The following is a 26,661-nucleotide window of genomic DNA, read 5'->3' as shown; positions in this document are numbered from 1 at the left end:
GTGACTCGGAGTGACACGCCGTTACGACCGGCGGATCCGCACGTCCAGACAGACGTTCTCCTCGTGGGGCGCGTACGACCGCACCCCCCGACGCGTCACCACCTCGACCTCGTAGCCCGCGGGCTCGGCGGCCGCCCGGATCGCGCGCTCGCCGGGGCCGAAGGGGTCGTCCTCGTGGGCGATGTCGTAGAGGTGGAGCACGCAGTCGTCGCCCGCGAGCCGCACCGCGGTGTCGAGGAACTCGTCGGCGCTGTGTGGGAGGTTCATCACGACCCGGCCGGCCCAGCCGTCGTAGTCGGCGGTCGTCTCGCGCACGTCGCCCTCCAGCGCGGTCACGCGGTCGCCGACGCCGTTGCGCTCGGCGTTCGCCCGGAGGTACTCGATCGCGGCGGGGTTCACGTCGCAGGCGACCACCTCGGCACCGCGCGCGGCCATCGGCACCGCAAAGGGGCCGACGCCCGCGAACATGTCGACCACGCGCTCGCCCGACTCGACCTGCTCGGTGACGCGGTGGCGCTCGGTGGCGAGCCGCGGCGAGAAGTACACCTCGGCGACGTCGAGGGCGAACTCGTGACCGTACTCCCGATGGACCGTCTCGGTACTGTCGCCGTGGAGCACGTCCCACTCGCGGACGCGGTACTCGCCGGCGACCTTCGAGGCGCGGTTCACGACCGTCTCGCAGGGCACGTCCGACTCGACGATCGCCTCGGCGATCCGCCGCGCACGTTCGGGATCGTCCTCGTCGAGGATCACGATGTCGCCGAGGCGCTCGTAGGAGGGCTCGAACCCGAGGACCTCCGCGGGCGGCGTCGGTCCGTCGCGCTCGGCGGTCTCGCGGTCGACGACCTCGTAGCCGGCGTCGCGCGCGGCGGCCGCGTCGACGACGGGAACGAAAATATCGCCGTCCTCGACGTCGATCTCGCGGTCGCCGTCGAGCAGGTCGCGCTCGGCGAGCGCGGCTCTCGTCGCCTCGCCCTCGCGGACGGGGGCGCGGACGCACGGCGTGGGCATACCCGGCCTCGGCCGGCCGCGCGAAAAGGGCTACCGGTCCGCGTTCGACTCCGAGATCGCGTGCACGTCGCCGCCGAGCAGGGCCGACACGTCGAGGTCGGCGACGAGCGCCGCGGCGGCCTCGTACGGGTCGCGCGCGGCGGTGGGCTCGGCGGGACGCTCGCGACCCGCGTGGGCGAAGACGGCGTCGACGAACGCCTCCCGAACGGTCTCGGTCGCGAACACGTCGTGGAGGTACGTGCCGAGCACGTCGCCGACGGCGGCGCTCCCCGGCTCAAGCGGCGTCTCGACGCCGTCATCGTCCACGGGCTCCGTCCGTCCCATGTGGATCTCGTAGCCCGACACCGTCCCGGTCACGTCCGCGAGCGGGCCGGCGCCGTCGGCCGGGACGGTCGTCTCCCGGACGCGCTTGTCCTCGCGAAAGCGCGTCTCGACCGGGAGCAGGCCCATCCCGGCGACCTCGTCGGCGTCGCCGGTTCCCTCCATGGCCGCGTTCGTGATCCGCTCGCCGAGCAGCTGGTAGCCGCCGCAGACCCCGACGATCGGGCCGTCGAACGCCCGGAGTCGCTCGTCGAGGCCCGCATCCCGCAGCGCCAGCAGGTCGTCGACGGTGTTCTTCGTGCCCGGGAGCACAACCGCGTGGGCGTCCGCGAGGTCGGCGTCGAGAGGGACGTACGCGACCCGGACGCCAGGCGTGCGCGCGAGCGGGTCCAGGTCGGAGAAGTTCGACACTCGCGGGAGGCGCGGCACCGCGACCGTCACCGCGGCCGCGTCGGCGACGCCGTCGTCGTCGCCGACGACCGCCCGGGTGTCCTCGTCGGGGAGGGCGACGCTGTCCTCCTCGGGAAGCCCGGGGTCGTCGTACGGGAGCACCGCCGCGACGGGCACGCCCGTCCGCGCCTCCAGCTCCTCGATCCCCGGTTCGAGGAGGGAGGCGTCGCCGCGGAACTTCGTGATCGCCGTCGCCGCGACGCGCCCGCGGAGGTCCCCGGGCAGCAGTTCGAGCGTGCCGTAGAGGCTGGCGAACACGCCGCCGCGCTCGATGTCGCCCAGCAGGAGGATGGACGCGTCCCCGAACCGGGCGGTCTCGACGTTCGCGAGGTCGCGGTCGTGGAGGTTGATCTCGGCGATCGACCCGGCGCCCTCGGCGACGATCACGTCGTGGTCGGCCGCGAGTCGGTCGTACGCATTGCGCGCGGCCCCCCGCGAGATCTCCCAGTGCTCGTCGTAGTAGGTTCCGGCCCCGTAGTGGCCGATCGCTTCGCCGTCGATCACGAGCTGGCTCTCGCCCTCGCCGCGGGGCTTGAGCAGGACGGGGTTCGTGTCCGTCGTCGGCGTGATCCTCGCCGCACGAGCCTGCACGAACTGCGAGACGCCGATCTCTCCCCAGTCGCCGTCGGCCGTGAGCGCCGCGCGGGCGTTGTTGCTCATGTTCTGCGCCTTGAACGGCGCGACCGACACGCCGGCGTCGGCGAGGCGACGGCACAGCCCCGCCACGACGGTGCTCTTGCCGACGTGGCTCGCCGTGCCGGCGACGAGGAGGGTGGCGGCGTGGTCGCGGTCACCGTCGCCGGCGTCGCAGCGACCGGCCGCGTCCCCGAGAACCCCGTCGCCGTCCTCCGCGCTCCCGCGCTCACCCCCGGCCATCAGTACTCGGTGCCCTTGCGGGCGCGGTGGCCCTCGTCGAAGGGGTGTTTCACCTTGCGAACGTTCGTGATCAGGTCCGAGGCGTCGGCGAGGTACTCGGGCTCCTCGTGGCCGCCCGTGAGGACGAGTTCGAGGGCGTCGGGTTTGGACTCGACCAGTTCGAGCAGGTCGTCCGGGTCGACCAACCCGCGGTTGACGGCGTACACCACCTCGTCGAGGACGAGCATGTGCGCGCCGTCCTCCGGGTCGCCGTCGAGCGGAAGCGGCGCGGTCAGGTCGGCGTCCGCCCAGCCGTCGACCAGTTCGCGGGCACGCTCGAACCCCGCAGCAGCGCGGGCGGCGTGGTCGTCCTCGTCGGTGCCGTCGGCCATCGCGTGCCAGCCGTAGTGGCCGGAGTTCTCGTAGGTGATCCCCGGGATCGCGGCGATGGCGTTGTACTCGCCGCGGACGTCCTCGACGCTGTCGGCGCCGCCTTTCATGAACTGGAGGAGGTGCACCCGGTAGCCGTGGCCGGCGGCACGGAACGCCATCCCCAACGCGGCCGTCGTCTTGCCCTTCCCGTCGCCCCACCACGTCTGCACCAGCCCGAACTCCTCGGGCGCACTCGCGTCGATGTCGCGTGCGGCGGGAGTAACCCCTTTCCCGGGCGTCCGGGCGCGAGGATCCCCGTCGCGTTCTTCGTCTCGGTCGGCGGTACGTTCCTCGTCGTCGGGGGCGGCGTTCGTGTCTGTCATGGGTGTCTCGTACGGTGTGGATCGGCAAACGATCCCGGGTCGGCGAGGACGGGGCCAGTTCGGATGCAGTCGGTCCGCCGGGGGCGGCTCACGGTCGCGTCACCTCCGCCTCGCGGTCGGTAACGACGCCGTGCTCGGCGTCGGCGACTGAGTCCGGAACGGTCGCGTCGCCGGCGGCGTACCGTGACTCGAGGCTCGCGCGAACGGCGTCGCGGACGCACACCCGGGCGGCGCTCCCGACCGGCGTCGCGCTCCCCGAGAACGTCGCGGGTTCGCCGTCGCGCGCGCTGCCGGCGACGACCGCGTCGGTCGTCGTGCCCGGGAAGCCCGTCGTCGCGAGCAGGGTCGCGGCCTTCGCCTCCGCGGCGACCGCGACGAGGTTCGCGAGCGCGCCGTCGTCGAGCCGCCGGGTCGTCGCGACGAGGACGTTCACGGTGCCACGGCCGACGCCGTCGCTGCCGCGTTCGGCGTCCGTCTCCGGCGTGGGAGCGCCGGCGTCCTCCGAGTCCGCCGCCATCGGCAGCGCCGCGGGGTTCGACACCCCCGCGGTCGCGACCGCGACGACGGAGCCGGAGCGCGCGACCCGCGCGTGGGGCATGTCGACGCCCGTCAGGAGCGCCGGACCCGCGGGGTCGCCTCCCGTTCCCGCGAACCCGGCGTCAGCGAGCCTTTCGGTGGCGTACGCGTCGAGGTCGGTCCGCTCCCAGCCCTCGGGGACCGAGACGTTGTACGCCGCCGGGGCGTCCGCGAAGCCGCCGTCCCAGCCGGTCGAGAGCCAGCGCGTGTCGGGGCGGCGCAGGCGGAGGACGCCGTCGGCGACCGCGGTCTCAAAGCCCACGGAGCACCTCCAACAGGCGGTCGTTCTCGGCGGGCGTCCGGACCGCCACCCGGACGTGGGAGTCGAGCCCGCGGAACGTCGTCGCGTCGCGGATCGCGATCCCGGCCTCGCCGGCGCCCTCGACGACCGCGTCGACCCCGCGGTCGCCGACATCGAGCAGGAGATACGGCGCGTCCGAGGGGTGGACGCCGTATCCCGCCTCCGAAAGCGCCGCGCGCATGCGCTCGCGCTCGGCGGCGACGCGCTCGCGAGCGCGCTCGACGAACGCCGTCTGTCGCATGCAGTGGGCGCCGGTCGCGAGCGCTGGCGCCCCGAGGTTCCAGGTGCGACGGGCGTTCGCCAGCATCTCCCCCCAGTCGCCGGTCGCGACGGCGAACCCCGCGCGGATGCCCGGCAGCCCGAACAGCTTCGTCAGCGAGCGAGCGACGATCACGCCGTCCATCCCCGACAGCGACGGGCGGTCGGTGAACCCGAGGAACGCCTCGTCGACCAGCAGCGGCGTCCCCGCCTTCCGGCACCGCGCGGCGAACGCCCGCAGGTCGTCGTCCCCGTAGGCGTTCCCGGTCGGGTTGTTCGGGTTACAGACGATCGCGAGCGCGTGTTCGGCGGGGTCGGTCTCCAGTATCTCGTCTTGCGGAACGAACGACTGCTCGCCGCCCTGCAGGCGCACCTCGCGGGCGTACTCCCCGAAGCTCGGGGACGGCACCGCGACCGAGTCGCCCGGCTCCACGGCGAGATCGATCGTCAGCCGGATCGCCGCCAGCCCCCCGGGTGTGGGGATCACCTCCTTCCGGTCGCAGTCGACGTACTCGGCGGCCGCCCGGCGATACTCCGCGGGCGGCTCCCGTGGGTACGTCCGGGCCGCCTCGAAGGCGTCGCGGTAGGCCGCCTCGGCGCCGTCGGGGACGTGCGGGTTGGTGTTCGCGCTGAAGTCGAGCACGTCGGGGTCGTCGCTGCTGCCGTGGGGTGTTCGGGGCGTGTCGCGTGCGGTATCGAAGTTCATGGGTGGTCTCCGTGGTCGTGGTGGTCGGGCACTGTCTCGGTTCTCTCGCGTCGACGACGCAGGAGCGCCTCGGCGACGCGCAGGTCTCGCGGGCGGTTCACGTTCACCGCGAGGCGCTCGTCGGCGACGACGAGCGCGCTTTCGTCGACAGGCTCTCCGTCCTCGTCGCCGACGACGTTCAGCCCGGTGGGCACGACCTTGCGGCCGTCGACAGTCGTCGTCCGCTCGTCGACGCTCGCCCCGACTTCCCGCTTGCGGTCGACGGGGACGTACACCGTCAGCGACGCGGCCGCGCCGCCGGACCCGGAAGCGCAAGCATCGTCGCCGCCGGCGGCGTCGACCGCGCGGTCGACCGTCCCGGCCGTGAGCAGCGGAAGGTCGCTCGCGACGGTGAGCACGGGTCGGCCGACCCGATCCAGCGCGTAGCCGAGGTCGGAAACGTAGCCGTCGCCGGGGGCCTCGATGACCGTCAGGTCATCACGTCCGATGAGGTGTGTCGCGGTCGCGGGCGTGTGCGGCGAGACGACGGCGTGGACGCCCTCGATCCGACTTTCGGCGAGCGCCATGAGCACACGGTCGACCATCGGAACGCCGCCGATCTCGACCAGCGGCTTCTCGGTGTCGGCGCCGACCGCTCCGAGGCGGGTGCCCCGGCCGCCGCACATCACGAGAGCGTCCACGCGATCACCCCCATGTGCAGCCCGACGACTCGGGAGATCTCGTTCGTCGCACCGAGCACGTCGCCGCTGACGCCGCCGATCCGAGCGCTCGCCCACCACAGCGCCGCGGCGGCGACGAGGGCGGCGGCGACGAGGACGGCGATCCCGGGCGCAAGCGCGGGCCACCCCACGAGCGCGACGGGCGCCGCCACTGCCCCGACCCACACGAGCGAACGGGGTCCGGACTCGGCCGTCAGCGCGGAGCCGAGCCCCCCGTGGGGTGCCTCGCCGACACAGACGAGCGCCGCCGTCGCCGCCTTCGCGGCGACCTCGGCGCCGATCACGAGGCCGACGGCGGGCAGCGGGGCGACCCGTGCGAGGTCGACGACCAGCGCGGCCCCGGCCGCGAGCCCGAGGACGACCACCGCGAGCGCGAGCGCCCCGCCGACGCCGAGGGAACTGTCCTTCAGTACCTCCAGACGACGCTCGGCGTCGCCGTGGACGACGGCCGCGTCGCCCAGGTCCGCGACGCCGTCGAGGTGGGTGATCCCGGTGACTGCGTACAGCCACGCGACGAACACCACCGCGACCGTCTCGGTCGGGACGGCGGCGCCGATCCCGCCGGGCGCCAGCGCGACCGCCGCGATCGGGAGCGCGAGCAGCGCGCCGATCGGGTAGCCGACGGCCGGGATCGCTGCCGGCGTCCGCCGGAACGCGTCCCAGCGCGCGTCGCTGTGGCCGACGGGGACGCGGGAGAGGAACCCGAGCGCGCCCGCGACGGCGGCGATGGGGCTCGGAGTCACGGCCCCACCCTCGCCACCGCCACGGCCGCTCCGGCGAGCAGGAACGCCAGCGCCCCCGCGACGGCGACCGCGCGGACGCCTCGCCGCGCCTCGTCGAGCGAGGGGAGTGCGGCGTCGGAGTTCAGCGTGTACGCGCCGGACTTCTCAAGTCGGACGCCGAGGGCGGCCGCGGCGGTCGCCATCGGCCACCCGGAGTTGGGCGAGGCGGGGACGCGCACCCAGCGTCGGGCGTCGACGAGCGACCGCGGCGACCCGGCGGCGACGGCGAGCAACACGGCCGAGACGCGGGCGGGCACCCACATAACCGCGTCGTCGAGGCGGGCGCTCGCGGTGCCGACCGGCCTGTCAGGATAGCCGAGCATCGAGTCGAGCGTGTTCACGCCCTTCACCCAGGCGGCGGCCGCGACGCCGACGGCGACCGAGCCCTGCGCGCCGATCGCGAACGCCAGCAGGGGTGCGACGAGTCCGTCCGCGAGGTTCTCGGCGGCGCTCTCGACGGCGGCGCTCCGGATCTCCGCGGCCGACAGCGACGACGTGTCCCGGCCGACGAGCGCGATCGCCGACTCGCGGGCGGCGTCGGCGTCGCGCTCGGCCGCGTCGACCACCTCGCTCGCGACGGCGACGAGCATCCGCAGGCTCGTGAGCGAGAACAGCGCGAGTCCCGCGACCACCGCAGTGGCGACGGGGGTGACGCCCCCGCTGCCCCCGAGAACACCGGCGCCGGTGACGACCCCCCACGCGACCGCCGCGACCGCCAGCGGCAGGACGACCGCGACGGCGACCCCGACGGCCCGCGGTCGGGTCCACTCGCGCTCGACGGCGCCGACGACCCGCCCGAACAGCGCGATCGGATGCACGCGACTCGGCGGCTCCGCGAACGCGGCGTCGAGCGTCGCCGCCAGCCCGACGGCAGCGAGGGCGGTCAGCCCCATCGCTCCGCGACGACCGACGGCAGTTCCGGAAGCGACACCTCCCCGACCGGGACGAACCGCGCGCCGGCGTCGGTCGCCCCGCCGTCGGTCTCCGGGTCGTCGCCGACGTGGAGCAGCCGCCCGACTGGTGTGCCGAGGTCGGCGGCGACCGCCTCGAACGCCCGCGCGTCGGGCTTTCGCCACCCGCACTCGACGCTGGCGGTCACGGCGTCGAGGTCCCCGGCGTCCACGACCGACCGCTCCAGCGTCCGCCCGACGAGCCCGGGAACGCTGCAGTTCGACAGGACGCCGACGGGGTACGTTTCGGACAGCGTCGCGACCGCCTCGGCGGCGCCGGGTCGCGTCTCGACCGGGCGATCGAACGCCGCGCGGACGGCCACCGCGGCGTCGTCCACGAACGGACGCGCCTCGTGCTCGGGGCCGCGGCTCGCCAGCGCGGCCGCGACGTGGTGATGGAGCGGTCGTTCGACCCCCGCCGTGTACTCCAAGTGTGGCTCGGCGTACGCGTCGGCCCAGTCGTCGGGGACGGCGACGCCCCGATCGCGGAGCTCGGCGGCGACGGCCGCGGCCGGATCGTCGGGCGTGTCGGCGTCGACGAGGGTGCCGAACAGGTCGAACGAGACGGCGGCGATGCCGCCGTGACCGCCCGCGTCGTCCTCGACGGCGCCGCCCGACCCGCCCGCCCCCACCTCAGATCGCCTCCAGGAACGAGTCGAACGCGCCGCTCTCGGGGTGGACGTGCGCGTACGTGCCGAGCGTCCGGTGCTCGGTCAGGCCGTCCATTCCGTCGGCGATGCCGTCGCCCCGGACCACCTCGAAGGCGAAGCGGGCGTCGTCGGCCACCTCGGCCGAGGAGTAGTGGAACTCGTGGCCGCGGCGGGTCTCGCCCGCTCGGGCGGTGAGCGTGTCGTCGCGGGCGCGAAGCTCGACGTGGTCGAGCGCTTGATACCGGTCGTGCATCCGCACGTCCGCCGGGAGGACGCCTGCCATCCCGTGTGTGTCGCCGTCGGCGGTCGTCAGCGTCTCCGCGAGCGCCATCAGTCCGCCGCACTCCCCGAGCACGGGGAGGCCCTCCGCCGCTCTGTCCGCGAGGTCGTCGAGCGCGTCGCTGTCGGCGAGCGCGGGCGCGTGGAGTTCGGGGTAGCCCCCGGGGAGGTAGACGGCGTCGCACTCGGGCAGCGCGTCGCCGCGGGTCGGCGCGAACGTCTCCACCTCGGCGCGCTCCCGGAGGCGCTCCAGCGCCGCCGGGTAGTGGAACGCGAAGGCGGCGTCGTCGGCGACCGCGACGCGCTTCCCGGTCGGGGATCCGGAGTCACGCTCGGGCGGTCGCGAGTCGCGCCCGATCGGTCGCGGCGGCTCGCGCGCGAGGTCGGCCAGCGCCTCGGCGTCGAGGTGGTCGGCCGCGGAATCGAGCGCCTCGCCGGGAAGGGGCGACTCCTCGCCCATGTGGAGCCCGAGGTGCCGGTCGGGGATCGCCAGATCCGGGTTCGGGGGGATCCGTCCGAGGTAGGCGATCCCCTCGGGCAGCGCGTCGCGGATCCCCCGCTCGTGGCGCCCGCCGTGGGCGCGCTGGGCGATCACGCCCGCCACGTCGATGTCGCGGCCGGCGTGGGCGGCGTACTCGCGAAAGCCCAGCGACGTCGCGGCGACGCTTTCCATCCCCGCGCTCGCGTCGACGACGAGCACAACCGGAAGGTCGAGCGCCTCGGCGACCCGGGCCGTGCTGGACCCGTCGCCGTCGTACAGCCCCATGACGCCCTCGACCACGCAGAGGGCGGGGGACGACGTCCCCCGCGAAGACGGGTCGCACCCGTCGGAGCCGCCGCGATAGTAGTTCCGGCGGAGGCCCTCCTCTCCCTGCATCCAGACGTCGAGCGTCCGAGAGGGGGTGCCGGCGATGCGCTCGTGGTGGCTCGGGTCGATGAAGTCCGGGCCCGCCTTCGCCGGCTGGACAGCGTAGCCGGCGGCGTCGAGCGCCCGGATGGCCGACAGCGTCGCGACGGTCTTGCCCACGCCGGAGGCGGTGCCGCCGAGGACGAGTCCCCTCACGGCTCCCCCTCCGGCGCCGTCCCCGCCCCATCGGGCGACCCCTCAACGGCCCCCTCGGAGGCGTCGGCTCCCGCGAGCAGGCGGTCGTACACGTCGACGATCCGCTCGCGGAGGTCGGCCATCGAGGCGGCCGACTCCTCGACGAGGTGGAGCGCCCCGCCCATGCCGACACCCTCCTTCGCCTCGCCGGCGACGTACGCCGCCATCGCGGGATGCTCGACCCCGTCGAACCCGGGGTCCGTGACGGTCAGGTCGACGCTCAGTGAGTCGGCGAGCCCGGCGATCCCGGCGGAGCCGTCGTCCGCGACGAACGACGTGGTCGCGAGCGTCAGCGGCGCGTCGACGCCCGCGTGACGGACCAGCGCCGCGGCGGCGGCGAGTTGCGTCCCGCCGGCGAGCGTCACCTCCGTGTCCGACTCCACGGCGCCCGCCGTCAGGCCGGCGACCGCCGCGAGTACGGGGTCGCCGACGGCCGTAACCGCCCGAAGCGGGTCGCCGGCAGCGTCGCCGGGCGCGAGCCCGCCGGCGTCGAGTCCCGCGGCGACGACCCGCCGCTTCAGGTCGAGGGGGTTCTCCGGAAGCGACGACGACACCGCCGGCTCCTCGCCCAGCGCGGTCAACACGCCGAGCGCGGTGGTCGTGCCGCCCGGAATCGTCTCCCCGATCACGATCCGGTCGTCCGGGAGCGCGCCCCCGAGTTCGCGCGCCCGCTCGTACGTCCCCTCGGCGCCGGGGACCGCCGTCGGCTCCCGCACGTCCGCGCCGGGTCCCTCGCCGACGTCGATGGCCGGTGCCCCCGTCCGGCCGGCGATCCCGGCGTCGACGCCGATCGCGTCGAACCCGAGCAGCTCCCTGGCCGCGCGCGTCACAACCGCGGGCGTGGGACAGCCCGTCGGGCTCACCGGCACGACCGGCGCGAGCGTCGGCTCGCCGTGAACGACCACGTCGAGGTCGGCTCCGGGCGTGTGACGCATCAGCTCCGGGTCGGCCCCGGCTGCGCTGATCCCCGGCTCCGCCGCGGTCTCGGTCGTCCCGGCGACGAGGACGAGTCTCACGCACCGACCTCCGACTGCTCGGGTGAGTCCGGTCCGCGTGGGGTCGCCGATGACTTCTGCATGCCAGTAGGAGACACGGCGCCCGGTATAACAATTGTGAGTGCGTTAGGACAAATCCGATTGACTCCCGTCGCTACGACTCTCCCGTGTCTCGATCGCTTTCCCGCAGCGCCGTCACCATCGGGGAACCGACCGCGGGGTCGTCGTTGATGGCCGTGCGGACGCCGAACGCGTCCGCGAGCGCGTCGTCCGAGAGAACCTCCCGCGGGGTTCCGCTCGCACGGACGGATCCGCCCGCGAGCAACACGAGCCGGTCGCACACCCGCGCCGCGAGGTTCAGGTCGTGGATCGCCGCGAGGGCGGCCTTGCCGTCGTCGACGCTCTCCCGGACGAGTTCGAGCGTCCGGACCTGATGGTTGATGTCGAGGCTGGCGGTCGGTTCGTCGAGCAGGAGGCCCGGCGTCTCGGCGGCCAGCGCCCGGGCGAACAGCACGCGCTGGCGCTCGCCGCCCGACAGCGTCGTCACCGAGCGGTCGGCGAATTCCCGGACTTCGGCGCGCTCCATCGCCCGGTCGACGGCGTCGCGGTCGGCCTCGGTCGTCGTCCCGAACCGGGAGACGTAGGCGGTTCGCCCCATCTCGACGATCGCCTCGACGGGGAACTCGAACGCCGTGTTCGTCTTCTGTGGGACCGTGGCGACACGACGGGCGACCTCGCGTTGAGACAGTTCCCGGCGGTCGCGGCCGTCCAGTTCGACGGTGCCCCCGTCGATCCCGAGCGTACCGTTCACGGCGGCGACGAGCGTGGTCTTGCCGGCGCCGTTGGGGCCGACGAGCCCCACGAGCTCCCCGCGGTCGACCGACAGCGAGACGCCGTCGAGGACGCGCTCGCCGCCGCGGGAGACGACGAGATCGCGGACGGCGATCATCGGGGGGTCGCCGGCGGCGTCGATGTCAGTTCCTCCCGTCACATCGCCGGCGTCGATCCGATCGCTCACAGGTCGTACACCTCCCGAGTCCGCAGCAGGTACAGGAAGAAGGGAGCGCCCACGGCGGCGGTGACGATCCCGACCGGCAGCTCCGCGACGCCCGAGCGCGCGAAGGTGTCGGCGGCGACGAGGAAGCTCCCGCCCGCGAGCGCGCTCGTCGGCAGGAGCACTCGGTGATCCGGGCCGACGAGCAGGCGGACGCCGTGGGGGACGATGAGGCCGACGAAGCCGATGACGCCCGAGACGGCGACCGCGGCGCCGGTCAACACCGAGGAGACGGCCAGCAGGACGCGCTTGCTCCGCTCGGCGTCGACGCCGAGCGCGACGGCGTCCGTCTCGCCGAGTAAGAGCACGTTCAGGTCCCGGGCGTACGCGAACAACACGAGCGTCAGCGCGGGGACGACCACCGCGGCGGCGGTCACCTCCGACCAACTCGCGCCGCTGAGGTGGCCCATCAGCCAGTACGTCACCCGGCGGATCGACTCCCCGGAGTGCAACAGGAGATACGAGACCACGGCCCCCAGAAACGTCTGTACTGCGACGCCCGCGAGCAGCAGCGTCGCCACGGGCGTCCGGCCGTCGCGACTGGCGATCAGGTAGACGCCGAAGCCCGCGAGGAGCGCGCCGCAGAAGGCGGCGATCTGGAGCCCGGCACCGTCGGTCAGGAGCGGCCGGAGCGGCCCGAGCAGCGCCAGCACTCCGGCGGGGGCGACGATCCACGAGACGGCGCCGACGGCCGCGCCCGAGGAGACGCCGATGATCCCCGGGTCCGCCATCGGGTTGCGGAAGAACCCCTGCATCACCGTGCCGGCGGACGCGAGGCCGACGCCGACGAACGCCGCAAGCAGGATCCGCGGGAGGCGAACCCGCATGACGATCGCCTCGTGTGTGCTCGACACCGGGAACGCGAACGGGTGCGCGAACTCGACGCGGAGGGGGAGGCCGGCGGTCAACGGCCCGCCGCCCCCGACGGCGTCGGCTGCCCACTCGAGGCCCACCGGGACCGCGACGGCGTTGGCGACGACGGCCGCCACGGTTCCGGCGGGGATCGACACCGGTCCGATGCCGGCGCTCGCCGTCACGACTCCGACGAGGAGCCCGAGGAGGGCAGTCGAGTAGCCGGCGGTGCGGCGCCAGACGCGTGTCACGATCTCAAGGCCGCTTGCATTAGATAAATATTTATTGTCTTATCCGGACGCTGGGAACGTGACACGACGGACACGGACGCTGTTGATCGCGACGCTGTTGGTCGTCGCCGCGGCGGTCCCGGCGGTCGGGGCCGCGGCCGCGGGGACGGCCGCCGGAACGGCATCGGACGGCGGACAGAGCGGCGTCGGGGAGTCCCCCGCGCTCGGCGCGGCCGACGCATCGAGCGCACAGACGGGGGCGACCTGCGAGTTCCCGGTCACCGTCACGGACGCGACGGGAACCGATGTGACGCTCGAGGAGCGCCCCGAGCGGGTCACGACGCTGAACCCCAGCGCGGCACAGACCATGTGGGAGATCGGCGGCGAGTCGCAGGTCGTCGGCGTGAGCCAGTTCGCGCTGTACCTCGACGGCGCCGACTCCCGGACGAACGTCTCGGCGGCCGGCTTCGGCGTGAGCGTCGAGAAGGTCGTGGGCACGAACCCCGACCTCGTGCTCGCTCCGAACGCGACCTCCGCCGGGACCATCCAGGCGCTGCGCGACGCGGGGGTGACGGTGTTCCACTTCTCCGGGGCGACGACGATCGAGGACGTACGCGAGAAGACGACGCTCACCGGCCGGCTCACCGGCAACTGTGAGGGCGCCGCCGAGGCGAACGCGTGGATGACCGCGAACGTCGAAACCGCCCGTGAGGCGACCGCCGACGCCGAGGACAGGCGCGTGCTGTACCCGCTCGGCGGCGGCTACATCGCCGGCAGCGAGACGTTCATCTCCGCGATGATCGACACCGCCGGCGGCACGAACGTCGCGGCCGAGCGCGACCTCACCGGCTACCCGCAGATCAACGACGAGGTCGTCCTCGAGCTGGCGCCCGACTACCTCGTCGTCACGGGCTACTCGTCGTACCTCCTCGGTGAGGAGCCGTACGCGAGCACGCCCGCGGTGCAGAACAACAACACGGTTTCCGTTGACCGCAACTGGATGAACCAGCCCGCCCCGCGCTCGGTCGTCATGGGCGTGCGGACGCTGACCGAGGGCTTCCACCCCGAGGCGGCCGCCGAGGCTGACTTCCAGTCGCGCGAGGAAGCCGTGGCCGCGATGGAGACCGAGACGCCGACCGCGACCGAGAGTCAGCCGATCACCGACACGGCGACCGAGACGACGGACGAGGCGCGAACGACCAGCGCCGGCGCGACCGCGACCTCCGGTCCCGGATTCGGCGTCGCGATCGCGGTGCTAGCCGTGCTCGGCTCGGCGTTGCTGGCGCGGCGCGGCCGGTAACTCCCTCCACGAGTTTTATTTTCCCCTGCGGGGACCGCTCTTCCATGAGCGCGAGCCCCGCCGAACGCCTCCGGGAGAACCTCACTGGCGTCGTGAGCACCGTCGTCACCGGGATCTGGCTCGCCGCCATGTTCACCGGCCAGGACTGGTGGCTCGCGGCGCTGCTGTTCGGATACGTCGTCGTCGTGCCGATCACCGCGATGCTGTTCGGCGACGAGGACGACATCGAGGAGTGGCGGAACGAGGAGGCGAAGCGGGTCGAGGGACCCGACGGTGTCGACGGGGAGACCACCACTCGCCCCGAGGAGCCGCCGGCCGACCCCGACACGCGTGACGCCCTCGGGACCCTCCGCGACCGCTACGCCCGCGGCGAACTCACCGACGAGCAGTTCGAGCGAAAGCTCGACCGGCTCCTGGAGACGGAGTCGCTGGAGGACGCGGAGGACCGGGTCGAGCGTGACCGCCGGACGGGCGAGCGGGAGCGGCGCGAGGCCGAGCGGGAGTAGCGTGCCGGTCGCGGCCGCGGTCGCCGTCCGCCGATAGCACCCTTTTTCCGCGCGGGCGCCGCCCCTCCGGTATGGTCGAGAACGTCCTCTACCCCGCGTACTTCGACGCGGCGCTCACCCGCGCCGCGGGGCGACGCGTCCCCGAGGACCTCGCGGTGTCGGAGCCGACGGTCGACGAGATCGCGCAGGCCGTCCAGCAGGTCGGCTACGACGCGAAGATCGAACGGGACACGACGTACAGCCGGGAGTACGAGCCCCGCGGGCGCGTGATCGTCACGGGCACCGAGGAGACCGCCAAGAACGACCTCGTACAGGCGGTTGGCGCCTACCTCGGCGTCATCCGCGGGGACTGACGCCGCGCCGTGGTGGTCCCATGAAGCGCGTCGGCGAGGTGGTCCGCACGGCCCAGGGGCTCGCGGTCGTGCGCGTCCCCGAGGGGACCGACCCGGCTCGCATCGGCAGCGAGGTCGTCGACGAGTCGCTTTCGACGGCGGGTCGCGTCGTCGACGTGTTCGGCCCGGTCGAGCGTCCCTACGTCGCGGTGTCGCCGACGGACCGCTCGCGGCTGACTGGGTTGCTCGGCGCGAAGCTGTACGCGCGGTGAGGTGACCGCGTCCGGACGGCCGCGCCGACGCGCGGCAGTCGCCGGACTTTATGCTGCGCGTTACCTCCGAATTCGCACGCACATACATGTCCGGGGAAGGCACCCGCCAGCCGGCGGCCGAACTGGGGCTTCTCGACGCGACCATGATCGGCATGGGCGCGATGATCGGTGCCGGGATCTTCGTGTTGACAGGTCTCGCTGCCGAGATATCCGGCCCCGCTGCTGTGCTCGTGTTCACACTCAACGGCGTCGTGACCGCGTTCACTGGGCTCTCGTACGCCGAGCTCGCGGCGGCTATCCCGAAGTCCGGGGGCGGCTACGCCTTCGTTCGGGAGGTGTTCGACGACGTGGGGTCGTTCGTGATGGGGTGGATGTTGTGGTTCGCGTACATGATCGCCGGCGGCCTGTACGCGCTGGGGTTCGCCCCGAACTTCCTGGAACTGCTTCACGTCTACGGGTTCGTCCCCCCGCCCGAGGCAGTCAGCGCGATCGCGGTCCCGGTCGTTCCCGTCGACATCCCCGCAGCGGTCGCGCTCGCGATGACCGCGGTCGGCCTGCTCGTCCTCGTCAACGCGGTGTCGACGGCCGCCAGCGGAAGCGTCGAGACCGTCTTCACGATCGTGAAAGTGTCCATCCTGGTCGTGTTCGTCGCCTTCGGGCTGCTGTCGGCCGGCGGCGGTGGGGAGACGAGCTTCACGTTCCAGAACTTCGACCCGCTGTTCCCCGACGCGGGAGGGGCCGCGAGCATCCTCCCGGCGATGGGGCTGACATTCATCGCCTTCGAGGGGTACGACCTCATCACGACCGTCACCGAAGAGGTCGAGAACCCCCGCGAGAACATCCCGAAGGCCATCTTCGTCAGCCTCGTGGCGACGGTTCTCGTCTATCTCGCGGTCGTCACCGTCGCCGTCGGGACGCTCGGTGCCGAGGGGTTGGCCCAGGCGGGCGAGGCCGGGATCGCCCGCGCGGCCACCTCGTTCATGCCGACGGACCTGCCGGTCATCCGCAACGGCGGCGCAGTCATCGTCTTCGGCGCGGTGTTCTCCACGATCACGGCGCTGAACGCCGTCGTCATCGCCTCCTCGCGCGTGGCGTTCTCGATGGGCCGGGAGGGGCAACTGCTGCCCTCCTTCGGCGACATCCACCACCGCTACGGGACGCCGTTCGTCGCCATCCTCGCCAGCGCGGTCGTGATGCTCGCGTCCGTCTCGCTTCCCACTGCGAGCGCGGGCAACATGTCGAGTCTCTTCTTCCTCCTCTCGTTCATCGTCGTCAACGTCTCGGTTATCCGGCTCCGCCGGCGCCGCCCCGACATGGCGCGCCCCTACGAGATCCCCTACTACCCGATCCCGCCGCTGTTGGGGATCGCGTTGAACACGATCCTGGCCGGGGTGCTCGTGGAGTACCTCCTCCGTACCGACCGCCTCGCGCTCGCGTTGAGCGCCGGCTGGATCGCCGTCGGCCTCGTCGTCTACTACGCGCTGGAACGGTACCGCGGGCGGTCGGCCGACGCCGACGCGAGCGCGACGAGGGACGGCGCAGCCGACGCGCCTAACACGGACGAGCGGGACGGGTGAGGTATGGCAGGACCACTTCGCGTCCTCGTCGTCGGCGGCGGCCGCGTCGGTTCATACGTGGCCCAGCTGCTGGACGATCGGGGTCACGACATCGTCGTCATCGAGCAGGACCCCGACCTCGTGGACGAACTCTCCGACGAGTACGTCGCCACCATCATCGAGGGCGACGCGACACGCCCCAGCATCCTCGAACAGGCCGGCCTCGACCGGGTCGACGTCGTCACGGCGCTGACCGGCAACACCGGGACGAACCTCGCGGTGTGTCTGGCCGTCTCGCAACTCGCGCCGGAGGTGTGGACGGTGATGCGCACCGACCACGCGATCGGGGACGAGTACCATCGCTTCGTCGACTCCGTGGTGTTCCCGGAGCGTGCCGGCGCCCGTGCGGCGGTCAACTCCGTCGAGCACGGGGTTCGCTCGCTGGAGGACGTCACGGGGGCCCTCGAGATCATGGAGATCGAGGTCGTCGACGGGGCGCCCGTCGCGGGCCGATCGCTGACCGACGTGACGCTGCCCCGCGGGAGCCTCGTCGTCTCCGACGCCGACGGCGAGCGCATCGCCGGCTCGGAGACGGTGCTCGAAGCCGGTCGGTCGTACGTCGTCGCCGCCCAATCCGACGTGAGCGACGAGGTGCTGAACCTCATGCGCGGGGGCGCCGACCGGAGCGACTGACTGCGGCCCGTCGCCGCGGCGACCGCGGACGCGCCACGCCCCGGCGCGTCGTGCTCGCGCCCGCCGCGGTCCACCTCGCCAGCGCGGCCGCCACGCTCCCCGCGACCGTCCCGTCAGGCTTTACCTGCGGCGTCGCAAATCTCGGTTCAACGATGGCACGAGCAGCCGAACGGGCCGAGTTGGTGCCCGTCATCGGGCTGGAGGTCCACGTCCAGCTCGAGACGGACACCAAGATCTTCTGCGGATGTTCCACCGACCCCGTCGAGGAGGAGGAGCCCAACACGCGCGTCTGTCCCACCTGTCTCGGGCTCCCCGGAGCCCTCCCGGTGCTCAACGAAGCGGCCGTCGAGGCCGCCGTCAAGGTGGGGAAGGCGCTCGACGCCGACATCCCCGAGGAGACCCGGTTCCACCGGAAGAACTACTACTACCCCGACCTCCCGAAGAACTTCCAGATCACCCAGTACGACGCGCCGCTGTGTGCCGACGGCGAGCTGGAGTTCTCCCACGAGGGCGAGCGCCGCACCGTCAGCGTCCGCCGCGCCCATCTGGAGGAGGACCCCGGGAGCCTGCGCCACGTCCGCGAGGGGCCGGCGGATCTCGACGTGCGCACCACGTCCGTCGACCGCGCGGACTACTCGCTGGTCGACTACAACCGCGCGGGCACGCCGCTGATGGAGGTCGTCACCGAGCCCGACTTCCGCGACCCGAAGGAGGTACGCGCCTTCCTGGAGAAGCTGGAGGAGGTCCTCGAGTACCTCGGCGTGTTCGACGCCGGCCGCGACGGCAGCCTCCGCATCGACGCGAACCTCTCGATGATCGAGGCGAGTGCGGTCGGCGACGACGGTCGTATCGACGACGACGTGCTCGACTCCGCCAACCGCACGGAGGTCAAAAACATCTCCAGCCACAAGGGCGCCGAGCAGGCGCTCAGCTACGAGCGGAACCGACAGGAGAACCTCATCAAGCGCGACAAGGCCGTCGAACAGGAGACGCGCCACTTCAACGAGACGCACGGTAACACCGTCTCGATGCGCTCGAAGGAGGAGGAGAAGGACTACCGCTACTTCCGGGAGGCGGATCTGCCCGCGCTGCAGGTGTCCGACTGGAAGGAGCGAATCGCCATCCCGGAGCTGCCGGACGCCCGCCGCGAGCGCTTCCGCGAGGCGTACGGCCTCGACACGGAGGCCGCCTCGAAGCTCACCTCCCGCAAGGCCGTCGCCGACTTCTACGAGGACGTCGCCGGCCAGTTCGACCCCGATCTGGCGGCCGCGTGGGTCGCCGACACCCTGCTCGGAGAGCTGAACTACCGCGACATGGCGATCGAGGACGTGACCGACCGGCTCGACGAGTTCACCCGCCTGATCGAGCTCGTGGACGGCGAGGAGGTGACGACGAAGAACGCCGAGGAGGTCGTCCTCCGCGCGATGCTCGACGAGGGCCTGTCCCCCGACGAGGTCATCGAGCGCGAGGGGCTCGGGACCGCCGGCGACGACGAGGTCGCGACGGCTGTCGCGGAGGCGATCGAGGAGAACCCCGACGCGGTCGACGACTACCACGCCGGCGAGGGCGGCGCGATCAACTTCCTCGTCGGGCAGGTGATGGCCAAGACCGGGGGCTCGGCGGCGCCGGGTGACGTGAACGCGATGCTGCGCGAGCGGCTGGACGAGTAGGCGGCGACTCGACCCGTGCGTCGCGTTTCGCTCTCGATCCGTCAGCCTACGTTCCGCCGTCGTCGACGTCGCGGTACATTCCGCGCTCCCCGTCCTCGCGTGTCGTCATGACGATCCCGCTGAACAGCATGAGCACCGCGAGCGCGACCATGCCGAGGTCCCAGCCCATCCCGGCGGTCGCGGTCGAGCCCATGCTGCCCATCGTCCCCGTTCCGCCGGTCATCCCCATGCCGGTCATTCCGGCACCTCCCAGCGCCTGGAGCAGCAGCATCACGAGCGAGTAGGCGATCATCAGGGGGCCGCTCGCGCTCCCGAGCCGCTTGACCGCCGGCGTCAGCAGGACCGCGCCGTGAACCACGACGACGACGCCGATCGCGAGCATCACCCAGCTCGCGAGCCCGATCCCGGTCGTCCCCGCCATTCCGCCGGATCCGGTCATCCCGCCCGATCCCATCGCTCCGCCGGCCCCCGTCATCGTTCCGCCGACGGTCGCGGACACCAGCGAGTACACGCCGGAGGTGATCGCGATCGCCGCGCCGTACGGCCGCGTCGTCGATCCGTCCATGTCCTCGGATTCGGGCGCCACCCGCTTGGATACACCGGCCGCGACGACGGCGATCTCGGGTCAGTCGTCGGTCGCGGGGTCGCCATCGCCGTCGTCGCCGTCGTGGTCGGGTCTCGTTTCGCCGTCGCGGTCGGAGCCTCCCGCCGCGTCGAGACCGGGTTCCGGCCCCTCGTCTCGTTCGACCACGCCCTCGGTCCACGTCCCCCGGAGGAACCACAGCGCTCCCACGATCAGCGACCCGACCGCGCCGAACGTCCACGCCCACCAGAGGCCGTCGGGGCCGAGCCCCAGTCCCGACACCGGGCCGACTCCGGGGACGACGACGGTGAACGAGTACGCCAGCACGACGGCCGCGGGGATGCGCAGCCCCCACCGCGAGAGCAGCGACAGCCCCATCGCGGTGCGGGTGTCGCCGGCGCCGCGGAACGCCCCCTGTAGCACCATCAGCCCGCCGAAGGCGGCCCACGCGGGCGCGGTGATCCGGAGGAACGAGACGCCCTCCTCGACGACGGCGGCGTCGTTGACGAACACGCGGATCGCGAGGGCGGGGAGGAACCAGACGACGGCGCCCGCGAGCGCGAGGACGGCCATCGTGCCGCCGGTGGCGGTCCACGCGACCCGGCTCGCGCGGTCGGGCGTGTCGGCGCCGAGGTTCTGCCCGACGCCCGTCGCCGTCGCCTGCCCGACCGCGCCGGCGACGCTCCAGGAGACGGACATCAGGCGGACGCCGACGCCGTAGGCGGCGGTCGCGGCCGGGCCGAACCGCGCGACCAGCGCGGCCATCGCCACCGCGGCAAACGAGCGGGCCCAGCCGTCCAGCGTGCCCGGATACCCGATATCGACGAGCTTGCGCAGCACCGCGGGGTTTGGCCGGAGGTCGCCGAGGTGGAGCTGGATCCCCCAGTCCCCCCTCACGAGGACGTAGATCCCGGCCGCGGCGGCGAGCGCGCGGGAGATGAACGTCGCGACGGCGGCGCCCCGCGTCCCCATCGCGGGGATCGGTCCGACCCCGAGGATGAACACGGGGTCGATGACGATGTTGACGCCTGCGGAGGCGGCCACGAGCCACATCGCGGTCTTGGTGTCGCCGGCGCCCTGCAGGGAGGCACGAAAGGCGAAGAAGAGGAACGTGAGCGGGAGGGTGAGGAAGATCACCTCGATGTACGCCAGCGCCTCCGTGAACACGACGCCCTCGGCGCCGATCCAGTTCAACAGCGGGCGGCGCGCGAGCAGTCCGACGGCGGCCAACACGACGGAGACGCCGATCGCCAGCAGCGTCGTCTGGCCGACCACCTCGTCGGCCCGGCGGTCCTCGCCGGCGCCGACGTGCTGGGAGACGAGCGCGATGGTCGCCGCGGTGAGGCCCATCGCCGTGGAGACGAACATCCACGAGAGCGGGAACATGAGCGACACCGCGGCGACGGCCTCGGGGCTGACTCGGCCCACCCAGAACACGTCCGCGAGGTTGTAGAGGGTCTGGAGGAGGTTGCCGAGCACGAGCGGCCACGCGAGGCTGAACAACCGGGGCGCCACCGCTCCCTCGGTCATGTCGACGCGCGCGTCGGTGTTCGGCATGGAGGGGTCTACTGTCCGGGTGGTTCGCTGGCGCCTAACAGTTGTGGAGACGGTCGTCGCGGCCGGAATCCGGCCCCCGTCGGTCCCTCAGGTGGAACCCGCCGTTACGACTCCCGGACGCTGTCGCGCCCGACCTGGTACAGGGTGAGCGCGCCGAACAGGACCGCGACCCCCTCCAACGCGCGCTCGACGCCGGGTTGCTCGGAGTATCCGTCGTGGATCTCCTCCTCGTAGACGACGACGAACCGGCCGTCGTCGCGATAGATCCGTCCGGGATCGTGTCCCCGGATCGGGTCGTCGCGGCGAGCCTCACCCGTGTCGAGCGCCTCGCGGACGGCGGGGGGTGCACCCTCGGGATTGCTCGCCACGTCGCCGAGGGCCACTTCGGGGTCGACCCGGTCGACTCCGAGCACGAACGACCCGTTCGCCGCGTCGTGGGAGACGGTCCGTTCGTAGACTGGGCCGGAGGTCCCGAAGACGACGTAGTCCGGGCCGAATACCTGCGGGTCACCGCCGTAACTCCCCATTCCGGGATAGTCGACGCTGACGTTCCCGTCGCGGAGGCGCGATTCGAGATAGCAGCCGCGGTCGCGATCGATGGCAGCGAGCGTCGAGAAACAGGCGATCCGATCGGTCGGTCCCCGCCAGTAGTCTCGTTCCGTCATCGAGACCTCGCCGCCGTCGACGTCGATCTCGGCGGTGCGATAGGCGTAGTCCGTGCCGGTGAGGTCCAACGGCGGCCCCCACAGGGGCGCGGTCACGAGGAGGAGGGCGAGCGCGAGACGGGCGCGCGAACGGGTGTCCATAGCGCTGGCCAGTTCCGGAACCGGCATGAAAGGGGCGATCCCACCGACCGAGTCACTCGGCGCCGTCGCCGCCGTCCGCCGTGACCGTCCCGGATCCGGTTCCCGCGTCGGTACCGACCGCGTCCGCGTTGGCCCGCGCGCCCCGTTCGCGACGACTGGACGCGAGGCGACCGCGCAGGCGCGACCCGACGACAACGACCCCGTACACGGCGATCGCGGTGAGCACGATCGTCCCGCCGGCGGCGACGTCGTACCAGTACGACAGCGTGACGCCCGCGACGGTGGCGAGGAGGCCGGCGGCGACGCTCGCGGCGATCGACCGCTTGAAGCCGGTCACGGGGGACGCGGCGGCGACGGGGATCACGAGCATCGCGGCGACGAGGATGACGCCCATGATCTGCATCGCGCCGACGACGACCACCGCGGTGAGCACCGCGAGCAGGCGGTTGTACCGCGTCACGTCGATGCCGGCGGCGCGGGCGCCGACCTCGTCGAAGGTGACGTACACCAGCGGCCGGTAGGCGGCGCCGACCGCGAGGCCGACCAGGGTCGTCATCGCCAGCAGGACCCCGGCGTTCGCGCGCGAGACGGTCGCCAGCGACCCGAACAGGTAGGCGTTGATCCCGACGGCGATGCCGCCGTCGGCGGCGGTGATCAGCACGCTCCCGACCGCGAACGAACCGGTGAGCACGATCGCCAGCGACGTGTCGCGGTAGGCGCCGGCGTAGTCGACGAGCGTCTGGACGACCAGCGCGGCGAGGGCGGCGACGACCAGCGCGGTCGCCAGCGGCGGCACCGCGACCGCGAGGACCGCGTTGACGAACAGGCCGGCGGCGACGCCCGCGAAGGCCGCGTGCGCCAGCGTGTCGCCGATCATCGCCATCTCGCGGTGGACGAGGAAGCTCCCGACGAGCGGGCCGACGATCGCGACGCACACCGCAGCGAGATACGCCCGCTGCATGAACGGCAACGAGAGCACGTCGACGCCGGCCGCGCCCGCGAGACCGTCGAGGAGGCCGCCCCACAGGTCGTCCAGCAGGACCGCAAGCACCCGGTCGACGACGCCTCCTCCGGCGGCCGTGAGCGGGATGGTCGGTGCCGTCATCAGTGGTCGTGGGCCACGACGTGCTGTGCGTTCCCGTACGCCGCCGCGAGCGCGTCCGTCTCGACGAACGTCTCGGGGTCGCCGTGGAAGAACAGCTCCCGATTGAGACAGGCGATCTCGGAGGCGTGGGTCGTGACGACCCCGATGTCGTGCTCGATGAGCACGACCGTCATTCCCTCGTCGTTCAGTTCGTGCAGGAGGTCGTAGAACGCCTCCCGCGACTCGGCGTCGACGCCGACGGTCGGCTCGTCGAGCGCGAGGAGGTCCGCCTCGGCGGCGAGCGCCCGGGCGATGAACGCCCGCTGACGTTGGCCGCCCGAGAGGCGGCCGATCCGCCGGTCCGCGATGTCGGCGATCCCGACGCGCTCCAGCGCGGCCGCGACCGCCCGGCGGTCCTCGTCGCGGAACCGCCGGAAGAGCCGGTGCGGGTACCGGCCCATCCGGACCACCTCCTCGACGGTCACGGGCATCCCGCCGGCGGCCTCGCCCACGTCCTGCGGGACGTAGCCGACGCGCTCGCCGTCGGCGAACTCGTGGGGCGGTTCGCCGAACAGCGAGACCGTGCCGCTGTCCGGACGGCGCAGGCCGATCAGCAGTTCGAGGAGGGTCGTCTTCCCAGACCCGTTCGGGCCCACGAGGCCGAGGAACTCGCCGGCCTCGACCGTGAGCGACACGTCCTCGATCACCGGTCGGTCGCCGTAGGCGAACGTCGCCTCGCGCACGTCGACGGCCGCCGTCATCGCCGCAGCGCCCGCTCCAGCGTCGGGACGTTCACCTCCCGCATCACGTCGAGGTAGCCCCAGTCGCGTTCGGCCCACTCGTCGGTCAGCCCGGGCATCGCTGTCAGCGGCAGCACCGCCTCGGCATCCGTCTCGGCGACGAGCTGGTCGGCCGCCCGCTGCGACTCGATCGGGTCCGCACAGACGTGGCGGAGGTCGTGCTCGGCGATGACCGCCTGCGCGCGCTCGATGTCGCGCGTCGTCGGGCGGTCGTCCGGTGCCAATCCCGTCAGCGTCTCGACGTGGAGGCCGTATCGCTCGCCAAGATAGCGGACGGAGTTGTGGCCCGCAACGAGAAGCACGTCGCGGTCGGCCTCGGCGATCGTCGAGTCGATGCGCTCGTGGAGCGCGTCGAGTTCCACTCGGAACGCCGCGGCGTTCGCCTCGTGGGCGTCGGCCCCGCCGGGGTCGACCGACGAGAGCGCCTCCCGGACGGTTCCGACCGCGGTGCGGACGCGCAGCGGGTCCATCCAGAAGTGAGGATCCGTTCCGGCTCCGTGGCCGTGATCCTCATCGCCCTCGTGCTCGTCGTGGTGGTCGGTCTCGGTTTCGTGTTCGTTGTGGTGGTCGGTCTCGGTTTCGTGTTCGTCGTGGTTGTGGTCCTCCTCGGCGCCGTGGTCGTGGTCACCCTCCTCGTCGGGCGCCAGCAGGTCCACGTCGGCGCTGGCGTCGACGGTCCGGACGCCGGCGTCGTCGGCCGCGAGGTCGACGGCGATGTCGTCGGCCCACGGCTGGAACCCCGACATTCCGTGGACGAGGAGGTCGGCGGCCCGGATCGACTCGCGGACACGCGGCCCGGGCTCCCAGCCGTGACCGTGCTGTCCGACCGGAACCAACAGGTCAGTGCTCGTCGCGTCGCCGGCGACCGCGCTCGCGAGATCGCCGAAAACGAAGAACGTCGCCTGTACCGCCGCATCGCCCGCTCCCGCGTCGTCGCCGGCGGTCGCACCGCCGTCCGCGCGCGAACCCAGACAGCCGGCTACTGTGCCCGCGCCGACCCCACCGACGGCTCCGAGGACGGCTCGTCGCGTGTGTTCCATCTCTGGTTATTAATAAAGACCACTGGAATATTAACTTTAGCATTGAAAGTGGTACTGTGTTAGCAACGACCCTCGGTTCGGGGTACCGGCACGCCGCGCCGGCGGGCAAAGGGCGAAGGCTCCGGTCGCACAGTAGCGGGTATGTCCGACGCATCCGCGTCCGCGACCGCCGCCGATCCGGCGATCGCCGAGCGCCTCGACGACTACCGCGAGTCGCTGTTCGACCTCCTGCGACTGCCGACGGTGAGCGCCACGGGCGAGGGGATGGACGCCGGCGCGGACGCCGTCCGGGACCTGCTCGCCGACCACGGCCTCGACGCCCGGCGGATCGAGACGGATCGCTATCCCCTCGTGTACGGCGAGCGTGTCGCCGCCGACCCGGACGCCCCGACGGTCTTGTTCTACGGCCACTACGACGTGCAGCCGGCCGAGCACCCCGGGCAGTGGGACTCGTCGCCGTTCGAGCCGACGGTTCGCGATGGGAGCGTCTACTGCCGCGGCGCCGGCGACAACAAGGGGCAGTTCACGACCCACGCGTTCGCGCTGGACGCGCTTGCGGCCGCCGACGCGGTGCCGGAGGTGACGGTGAAGCTGCTCGTCGAGGGCGGCGAGGAGAGCGGGAGCCTCGGGTTGAAGGCGTATCTGGATGGAGAAACCGGCGTCGACGACCCCGGCGCCGACTCGGACGCTCCCGCGGCCGCCGCCGTTCGCGACGCGGATCTCATATACGTCGCCGACGGCCCACAGCACCGCTCGGGGCGACCGACGCTCATCTACGGGAACCGCGGGATCCTCACGTTCCAGTTGGAGCTCGAGACCGCGAACGCGGACCTCCACTCCGGCAACTTCGGCGGGCCGGTTCCGAACGCCGCCACCGAACTCGCGGAGGTCGTCGCGTCCTTCACCGAGTACGGCGAGGGTACGGATCCAGACCGGGGCTACCCCAGCGGCGGCGACCGCGTCGCCGTCGACGGCTTCCACGACGGCATCGAGCTGACCGACGCCGACCGCGAGCTGGTCGAGCGCCTCCCGAACGACGCCGACGAGGTGCGCGAGGAGTTGGACCTCACCCACTTCGCGACCGAGCGCGACTACTACGAGCGCCTGCTGTTGGAGCCGACAGTCACGGTGAACGGTCTCGACGCCGGCTATCAGGGCGAGGGGAGCAAGACCGCCATCCCGCGGACCGCGACCGCGAAGCTCGACTCCCGGCTCGTCCCCGGACAGGACCCCGACACGGTCTTCGAGCGGATCGAGGAGCACGTCGCCGGCGTACACCCGGACGTGGAGGTCACCAAGGGCACCGGCTTCCCGCCGATGAAGACGCCCGTCGGGTCGCCGGCTGCGGGGCCCGTGATCGACGCGCTGTCGGCCGTGTGGGACGCGGAACCGGTCGAGTTACCGGTGCTGGGCGGGTCGCTCCCGGCGGCGTTCTTCCGCCGCGTCGACGCGCTGTCGGACGTGCCCGTGCTCGTGGTGCCGTACGCGAACCCCGATCAGGGGAACCACTCGCCGAACGAGCACCTCGACCTGGACTGCTTCGAGAACGGGATCCGGACCACGGCGGCGTTCCTGGAGCGGGTCGCCGAGGCCGACCTGTAGTCGGCGCCGGCCCG

At 72.6% G+C, this 26,661-nt stretch carries 27 protein-coding genes; 8 read left to right on the top strand and 19 right to left on the bottom strand.

Annotated elements, in window-relative coordinates; translation table 11 throughout:
• Nucleotides 1-21: 21 nt before the first annotated feature.
• The 13 genes from K6T25_RS05365 to btuC all read right to left on the bottom strand — a co-directional run bounded on the left by K6T25_RS05365 (nucleotide 22) and on the right by btuC (nucleotide 12,867).
• Nucleotides 22-1,011 carry a class I SAM-dependent methyltransferase gene (locus tag K6T25_RS05365; protein WP_222917084.1) on the bottom strand — a complete coding sequence of 330 codons (990 nt, stop codon included), beginning with the start codon at nucleotides 1,009-1,011 and terminating at the stop codon, nucleotides 22-24.
• Nucleotides 1,012-1,041: 30 nt separating this feature from the next.
• On the bottom strand, nucleotides 1,042-2,658 hold the full coding sequence (locus K6T25_RS05360) for a cobyric acid synthase (protein ID WP_222917082.1): 1,617 nt from the start codon (nucleotides 2,656-2,658) through the stop codon (nucleotides 1,042-1,044).
• Nucleotides 2,658-3,392: a cob(I)yrinic acid a,c-diamide adenosyltransferase gene (locus tag K6T25_RS05355; RefSeq protein ID WP_222917080.1), complete on the bottom strand. Its 735-nt coding sequence runs from the start codon at nucleotides 3,390-3,392 to the stop codon at nucleotides 2,658-2,660. The genes K6T25_RS05360 and K6T25_RS05355 overlap by 1 nt, the downstream gene beginning before the upstream one ends.
• 88 nt (nucleotides 3,393-3,480) lie before the next feature.
• Nucleotides 3,481-4,230, bottom strand: a complete 750-nt coding sequence (locus tag K6T25_RS05350; RefSeq protein WP_225917817.1) for an adenosylcobinamide amidohydrolase — start codon at nucleotides 4,228-4,230, stop codon at nucleotides 3,481-3,483.
• Nucleotides 4,220-5,233 carry a threonine-phosphate decarboxylase gene (locus K6T25_RS15515; RefSeq protein WP_225917816.1) on the bottom strand — a complete coding sequence of 338 codons (1,014 nt, stop codon included), beginning with the start codon at nucleotides 5,231-5,233 and terminating at the stop codon, nucleotides 4,220-4,222. The genes K6T25_RS05350 and K6T25_RS15515 overlap by 11 nt, the downstream gene beginning before the upstream one ends.
• Nucleotides 5,230-5,898, bottom strand: coding sequence for an NTP transferase domain-containing protein (locus K6T25_RS05345; protein ID WP_222917878.1), 669 nt, complete (start codon nucleotides 5,896-5,898; stop codon nucleotides 5,230-5,232). Before K6T25_RS05345 ends, K6T25_RS15515 begins: the two co-directional genes overlap by 4 nt.
• Nucleotides 5,898-6,695, bottom strand: a complete 798-nt coding sequence (gene cobS, locus K6T25_RS05340) for an adenosylcobinamide-GDP ribazoletransferase (protein ID WP_225917814.1) — start codon at nucleotides 6,693-6,695, stop codon at nucleotides 5,898-5,900. The genes K6T25_RS05345 and cobS overlap by 1 nt, the downstream gene beginning before the upstream one ends.
• Nucleotides 6,692-7,627: a CobD/CbiB family cobalamin biosynthesis protein gene (locus K6T25_RS05335; protein ID WP_222917076.1), complete on the bottom strand. Its 936-nt coding sequence runs from the start codon at nucleotides 7,625-7,627 to the stop codon at nucleotides 6,692-6,694. Before K6T25_RS05335 ends, cobS begins: the two co-directional genes overlap by 4 nt.
• Nucleotides 7,618-8,259, bottom strand: a complete 642-nt coding sequence (locus K6T25_RS05330; protein ID WP_222917876.1) for an HAD family hydrolase — start codon at nucleotides 8,257-8,259, stop codon at nucleotides 7,618-7,620. The genes K6T25_RS05335 and K6T25_RS05330 overlap by 10 nt, the downstream gene beginning before the upstream one ends.
• Nucleotides 8,260-8,317: 58 nt before the next feature.
• Nucleotides 8,318-9,676 (bottom strand): cobyrinic acid a,c-diamide synthase, encoded by a 1,359-nt coding sequence (locus tag K6T25_RS05325; protein ID WP_222917074.1) that lies wholly within the window; start codon nucleotides 9,674-9,676, stop codon nucleotides 8,318-8,320.
• Complete coding sequence (gene cobT, locus K6T25_RS05320) at nucleotides 9,673-10,731, bottom strand: nicotinate mononucleotide-dependent phosphoribosyltransferase CobT (RefSeq protein WP_222917072.1); 1,059 nt, start codon at nucleotides 10,729-10,731, stop codon at nucleotides 9,673-9,675. Before cobT ends, K6T25_RS05325 begins: the two co-directional genes overlap by 4 nt.
• A gap of 133 nt (nucleotides 10,732-10,864) precedes the next feature.
• Nucleotides 10,865-11,728: an ABC transporter ATP-binding protein gene (locus K6T25_RS05315; protein WP_225917813.1), complete on the bottom strand. Its 864-nt coding sequence runs from the start codon at nucleotides 11,726-11,728 to the stop codon at nucleotides 10,865-10,867.
• Nucleotides 11,725-12,867 (bottom strand): vitamin B12 ABC transporter permease BtuC, encoded by a 1,143-nt coding sequence (gene btuC / locus K6T25_RS05310; RefSeq protein ID WP_222917070.1) that lies wholly within the window; start codon nucleotides 12,865-12,867, stop codon nucleotides 11,725-11,727. Before btuC ends, K6T25_RS05315 begins: the two co-directional genes overlap by 4 nt.
• Before the next feature lie 58 nt (nucleotides 12,868-12,925).
• Here btuC and K6T25_RS05305 point away from each other — a divergent pair, with 58 nt between their 5' ends.
• The 7 genes from K6T25_RS05305 (at nucleotide 12,926) to gatB (ending at nucleotide 19,175) form a co-directional block, all read left to right on the top strand.
• Nucleotides 12,926-14,146: a PGF-CTERM-anchored ABC transporter substrate-binding protein gene (locus tag K6T25_RS05305; RefSeq protein WP_222917068.1), complete on the top strand. Its 1,221-nt coding sequence runs from the start codon at nucleotides 12,926-12,928 to the stop codon at nucleotides 14,144-14,146.
• A gap of 44 nt (nucleotides 14,147-14,190) precedes the next feature.
• The gene (locus K6T25_RS05300; RefSeq protein ID WP_222917066.1) at nucleotides 14,191-14,652 is read left to right on the top strand and encodes an SHOCT domain-containing protein; all 462 of its coding nucleotides are present in this window, start codon (nucleotides 14,191-14,193) and stop codon (nucleotides 14,650-14,652) included.
• Nucleotides 14,653-14,723: 71 nt separating this feature from the next.
• The gene (gene srp19 / locus K6T25_RS05295) at nucleotides 14,724-15,005 is read left to right on the top strand and encodes a signal recognition particle subunit SRP19 (RefSeq protein ID WP_222917064.1); all 282 of its coding nucleotides are present in this window, start codon (nucleotides 14,724-14,726) and stop codon (nucleotides 15,003-15,005) included.
• Nucleotides 15,006-15,025: 20 nt separating this feature from the next.
• Complete coding sequence (locus K6T25_RS05290) at nucleotides 15,026-15,256, top strand: H/ACA ribonucleoprotein complex subunit GAR1 (protein WP_222917062.1); 231 nt, start codon at nucleotides 15,026-15,028, stop codon at nucleotides 15,254-15,256.
• Between the two features lie 86 nt (nucleotides 15,257-15,342).
• Nucleotides 15,343-16,833 carry an APC family permease gene (locus tag K6T25_RS05285; RefSeq protein ID WP_222917061.1) on the top strand — a complete coding sequence of 497 codons (1,491 nt, stop codon included), beginning with the start codon at nucleotides 15,343-15,345 and terminating at the stop codon, nucleotides 16,831-16,833.
• 3 nt (nucleotides 16,834-16,836) lie between these two features.
• A complete protein-coding gene (locus tag K6T25_RS05280) occupies nucleotides 16,837-17,505 on the top strand; it encodes a potassium channel family protein (RefSeq protein ID WP_222917059.1) in 669 nt (222 codons plus the stop codon).
• A 152-nt stretch (nucleotides 17,506-17,657) separates the two neighbouring features.
• On the top strand, nucleotides 17,658-19,175 hold the full coding sequence (gatB, locus tag K6T25_RS05275) for an Asp-tRNA(Asn)/Glu-tRNA(Gln) amidotransferase subunit GatB (protein WP_222917058.1): 1,518 nt from the start codon (nucleotides 17,658-17,660) through the stop codon (nucleotides 19,173-19,175).
• Nucleotides 19,176-19,221: 46 nt separating this feature from the next.
• On the opposite strand, the gene K6T25_RS05270 is transcribed toward gatB, so the two are convergent.
• The 6 genes from K6T25_RS05270 to K6T25_RS05245 form a co-directional block, all read right to left on the bottom strand.
• Complete coding sequence (locus tag K6T25_RS05270; RefSeq protein ID WP_225917812.1) at nucleotides 19,222-19,761, bottom strand: hypothetical protein; 540 nt, start codon at nucleotides 19,759-19,761, stop codon at nucleotides 19,222-19,224.
• A gap of 39 nt (nucleotides 19,762-19,800) precedes the next feature.
• Complete coding sequence (locus K6T25_RS05265) at nucleotides 19,801-21,315, bottom strand: MATE family efflux transporter (protein ID WP_303646389.1); 1,515 nt, start codon at nucleotides 21,313-21,315, stop codon at nucleotides 19,801-19,803.
• A gap of 104 nt (nucleotides 21,316-21,419) precedes the next feature.
• On the bottom strand, nucleotides 21,420-22,121 hold the full coding sequence (locus tag K6T25_RS05260; RefSeq protein ID WP_222917057.1) for a DUF8127 domain-containing protein: 702 nt from the start codon (nucleotides 22,119-22,121) through the stop codon (nucleotides 21,420-21,422).
• A gap of 52 nt (nucleotides 22,122-22,173) precedes the next feature.
• Nucleotides 22,174-23,226 carry a metal ABC transporter permease gene (locus K6T25_RS05255; protein WP_222917056.1) on the bottom strand — a complete coding sequence of 351 codons (1,053 nt, stop codon included), beginning with the start codon at nucleotides 23,224-23,226 and terminating at the stop codon, nucleotides 22,174-22,176.
• Entirely contained in the window at nucleotides 23,226-23,966 is a 741-nt protein-coding gene (locus tag K6T25_RS05250) for a metal ABC transporter ATP-binding protein (RefSeq protein WP_222917055.1), read from the bottom strand. The genes K6T25_RS05255 and K6T25_RS05250 overlap by 1 nt, the downstream gene beginning before the upstream one ends.
• Nucleotides 23,963-25,045 (bottom strand): metal ABC transporter substrate-binding protein, encoded by a 1,083-nt coding sequence (locus tag K6T25_RS05245; protein ID WP_222917054.1) that lies wholly within the window; start codon nucleotides 25,043-25,045, stop codon nucleotides 23,963-23,965. Before K6T25_RS05245 ends, K6T25_RS05250 begins: the two co-directional genes overlap by 4 nt.
• Before the next feature lie 141 nt (nucleotides 25,046-25,186).
• On the opposite strand from K6T25_RS05245, the gene K6T25_RS05240 reads away from it, so the two are divergent.
• The gene (locus tag K6T25_RS05240) at nucleotides 25,187-26,647 is read left to right on the top strand and encodes a M20/M25/M40 family metallo-hydrolase (protein ID WP_222917053.1); all 1,461 of its coding nucleotides are present in this window, start codon (nucleotides 25,187-25,189) and stop codon (nucleotides 26,645-26,647) included.
• Nucleotides 26,648-26,661: the final 14 nt, after the last annotated feature.

It is taken from the genome of Halobaculum rubrum, assembly GCF_019880225.1.
In the GTDB taxonomy this organism is placed as follows: Archaea; Halobacteriota; Halobacteria; order Halobacteriales; family Haloferacaceae; genus Halobaculum; species Halobaculum rubrum.
The sequence above is the reverse complement of the archived record's forward strand: the minus strand, read 5'-3'. Positions and strand labels throughout refer to the sequence as shown.

What these genes read in the sequence shown, in the direction of transcription:
- K6T25_RS05365 (WP_222917084.1), bottom strand. Translation starts at nt 1,011, where the DNA reads ATGCCCACGCCGTGCGTCCGCGCCCCCGTCCGCGAGGGCGAGGCGACG.
- K6T25_RS05360 (WP_222917082.1), bottom strand. Translation starts at nt 2,658, where the DNA reads ATGGCCGGGGGTGAGCGCGGGAGCGCGGAGGACGGCGACGGGGTTCTC.
- K6T25_RS05355 (WP_222917080.1), bottom strand. Translation starts at nt 3,392, where the DNA reads ATGACAGACACGAACGCCGCCCCCGACGACGAGGAACGTACCGCCGAC.
- K6T25_RS15515 (WP_225917816.1), bottom strand. Translation starts at nt 5,233, where the DNA reads ATGAACTTCGATACCGCACGCGACACGCCCCGAACACCCCACGGCAGC.
- K6T25_RS05345 (WP_222917878.1), bottom strand. Translation starts at nt 5,898, where the DNA reads ATGTGCGGCGGCCGGGGCACCCGCCTCGGAGCGGTCGGCGCCGACACC.
- K6T25_RS05335 (WP_222917076.1), bottom strand. Translation starts at nt 7,627, where the DNA reads ATGGGGCTGACCGCCCTCGCTGCCGTCGGGCTGGCGGCGACGCTCGAC.
- K6T25_RS05300 (WP_222917066.1), top strand. Translation starts at nt 14,191, where the DNA reads ATGAGCGCGAGCCCCGCCGAACGCCTCCGGGAGAACCTCACTGGCGTC.
- srp19 (WP_222917064.1), top strand. Translation starts at nt 14,724, where the DNA reads ATGGTCGAGAACGTCCTCTACCCCGCGTACTTCGACGCGGCGCTCACC.
- K6T25_RS05290 (WP_222917062.1), top strand. Translation starts at nt 15,026, where the DNA reads ATGAAGCGCGTCGGCGAGGTGGTCCGCACGGCCCAGGGGCTCGCGGTC.
- K6T25_RS05285 (WP_222917061.1), top strand. Translation starts at nt 15,343, where the DNA reads ATGTCCGGGGAAGGCACCCGCCAGCCGGCGGCCGAACTGGGGCTTCTC.
- K6T25_RS05280 (WP_222917059.1), top strand. Translation starts at nt 16,837, where the DNA reads ATGGCAGGACCACTTCGCGTCCTCGTCGTCGGCGGCGGCCGCGTCGGT.
- gatB (WP_222917058.1), top strand. Translation starts at nt 17,658, where the DNA reads ATGGCACGAGCAGCCGAACGGGCCGAGTTGGTGCCCGTCATCGGGCTG.
- K6T25_RS05265 (WP_303646389.1), bottom strand. Translation starts at nt 21,315, where the DNA reads ATGCCGAACACCGACGCGCGCGTCGACATGACCGAGGGAGCGGTGGCG.
- K6T25_RS05260 (WP_222917057.1), bottom strand. Translation starts at nt 22,121, where the DNA reads ATGGACACCCGTTCGCGCGCCCGTCTCGCGCTCGCCCTCCTCCTCGTG.
- K6T25_RS05255 (WP_222917056.1), bottom strand. Translation starts at nt 23,226, where the DNA reads ATGACGGCACCGACCATCCCGCTCACGGCCGCCGGAGGAGGCGTCGTC.
- K6T25_RS05250 (WP_222917055.1), bottom strand. Translation starts at nt 23,966, where the DNA reads ATGACGGCGGCCGTCGACGTGCGCGAGGCGACGTTCGCCTACGGCGAC.
- K6T25_RS05245 (WP_222917054.1), bottom strand. Translation starts at nt 25,045, where the DNA reads ATGGAACACACGCGACGAGCCGTCCTCGGAGCCGTCGGTGGGGTCGGC.
- K6T25_RS05240 (WP_222917053.1), top strand. Translation starts at nt 25,187, where the DNA reads ATGTCCGACGCATCCGCGTCCGCGACCGCCGCCGATCCGGCGATCGCC.